This window comes from Rhodococcus sp. (in: high G+C Gram-positive bacteria) (assembly GCF_049591685.1).
GTDB lineage: Bacteria > Actinomycetota > Actinomycetes > Mycobacteriales > Mycobacteriaceae > Rhodococcoides.
In genome coordinates, this window is the sequence record NZ_JBAWFH010000122.1 from 1 (window position 1) to 2,174 (window position 2,174).

The 2,174-nt window shown below is 60.9% G+C and carries 1 protein-coding gene and 1 pseudogene; one reads left to right on the forward strand and one right to left on the reverse strand.

Features of this window, described 5'->3' with window-relative positions:
* Positions 1–560: 560 nt before the first annotated feature.
* A pseudogene (locus WBQ44_RS05400) lies at positions 561–735 on the reverse strand (IS256 family transposase); the annotation flags it as partial.
* A gap of 80 nt (positions 736–815) precedes the next feature.
* Between WBQ44_RS05400 and WBQ44_RS05405 the strand changes: the two are divergent.
* Positions 816–1,960 (forward strand): IS3 family transposase gene (locus WBQ44_RS05405; protein ID WP_495565704.1). Its coding sequence is split into 2 segments (ribosomal slippage): positions 816–1,083 and positions 1,083–1,960, totalling 1,146 coding nucleotides; the frame shifts between segments, so codons are not numbered across the junction.
* Positions 1,961–2,174 lie beyond the last annotated feature (214 nt).

Below are 2,174 nucleotides of genomic sequence, written 5' to 3' on the forward strand. Positions count from 1 at the left end.
GAACTCGAGTTCTCTCTTCGACGAACAGGAGACACCGGTCGCGATTGCCTGGACAGGGTCCGCAACTTTCGGTACGTCGAAGCTGCCCTCCTCCCAACTATCGGTGTCTTGCGCGTCTGCCAAGCCGAGCGATTGCTTACCGGCGCGAATGACAGGCACGCCGGTGGTCGTAGTCCCTACCGACCGAGGAACCAATGATGTCGTGGGCGACGTCGTCGGAGCCGCATTGTGGGCAGAGACCGAAGCAGTGGCTGTGACAGCACTTTCTGTGGCGCCGGAACCCTCACCCGCACAGCCCGCTACCACTACAACCGTAAACAACACGGTAAGTATCAAACAAGAACGCATGCGACCCCCCAGTGCATACAGACCCGCGATAGTCGCGGTCTGGGAGATAGTACAACGCTTGGAGTACGGCACCAATCTGGCCGCCTTGCTCGACACCTCCACGAAGAAGTCAATCCCAGATCGCGAGCCCACATCCTGCCGCACTGACGTTAAAACCGCTTCACCGGCGATAGGGAGTGTCCGATTAACGGTGGATCCGACCTCGGTGTCGGTTAATTACCGTTCGGGGTGATGCGTCCTTCGAAGGTGATCGCGAACGCGTTGAGCGCTGGCTTCCACCTGATCGCCCATCGCGGGCTTACCTTTCCCGGTCGGGTCCAGCGCTCGCGTCGCGAGGTACAGACATTTGAGGGCTGCCTGCTCGGTCGGGAAATACCCACGAGCCCGTGGCGTGTCCCCGGTGAACGGGGCCATCTTGTTTTAGAGTCTTGTTGCCCCTGACGTGGGCGGATAGGACGATGGAGAACATGGCTGGACGGAAACGGAACTCTGCTGAGGACATCGTGCGCAAGCTTCGTCGCGCTGATGAGCTCACTGCGGCCGGCAAGACACAGGAAGAGATCGCGGCAGAGCTCGAGGTGTCGGCAGCGACGTTGTACAACTGGCGTCGCCAGTACGGCGGGATGGACACCGACGCCGCGAAAGAACTCAAGGAGCTACGCGAGCAGAACAGCCGGCTCAAACGCCTGCTCGCAGATGCCGAGCTCGAGAAGGATGCCCTGCGGGAGGTGGCCAAGGGAAAATTCTGAGCCCAGCTGACAAGCGCCGCGCCGTCGACATGCTCGTCAAAACGATGAAGATGTCGAAGCGGTTGGCGTGCAGAGCAGTTGGGCTTGCCCGTTCCACCTACGCACGAACACCGATCGCCGAGACGCCCGCGGATCCCGACGCGGCCCTGAGAGCATCGTTGCGGAAATACGCAGGCTCGCACCCCCTGCACGGCTTCCGACGCGCCTGGGCGCACCTGAAGCACGATCAGGGCATGACGGTGAACAAGAAGAAGGTCCACCGACTCTGGAAGGAGGAGGGCCTGCAGGTTCGGATCTACCACCCCCGCAAACGCGCCGGTATCAGCTCGTGCCCGCAGGTCGAAGCCGACGCACCGAAAGTGGTGTGGGCTATGGATTTTCAGTTCGACTCGACGGTCGATGGGAAGGCGATCAAGGTCGCGTCGATGATCGACGAACACACCAGACTGTCGGTGCTCAACATCGTGGAGCGGTCGATCACCGCGCAGCGGTTGACCGAGGAGTTGGACAAGGCGTTCGCGTTGTGGGGCGGACCGCCTCGAGTGTTGCGGATGGACAACGGACCGGAGTTCATTTCTGCTGTGCTGCAACAGTTTTGCCGAGACCGTGTCGGTATCTCCTACATCCCGCCGGGGACACCGTGGAACAACGGACACATCGAATCCTTCAACAACCGCCTACGGAAAGAGTGCCTGAATCGGAACCACTGGACGAGCCTGCTCGAAGCGAGGGTCGTGATCGGCGACTTCAAAGACGACCACAACAATCGACATCGCCACTCGTCTCTGGGCTACCTGACGCCCGCTGAGTATGCTGCCCAATGCACCCACACGCACCAACCCGTGGGCTGCGAGATCGACTGACATCAATCACACCGTGGCTCTAGAACGCGGTGGTCCGACTATCGGGGACCTGCCAATCGTTCGACGAGCGTTTCGGTGAGGCTGCGCATGGTCTGTGCTTTGCGGACGTACTCGGCGGCTGCCGCCTGCCGTGCGCGCTTGTCTTGTGTCGACATTGCTCTGTACTCGTCGACAGACACTGCTGCGGGCTTGGATGCACCGCAGACAGTGGCTG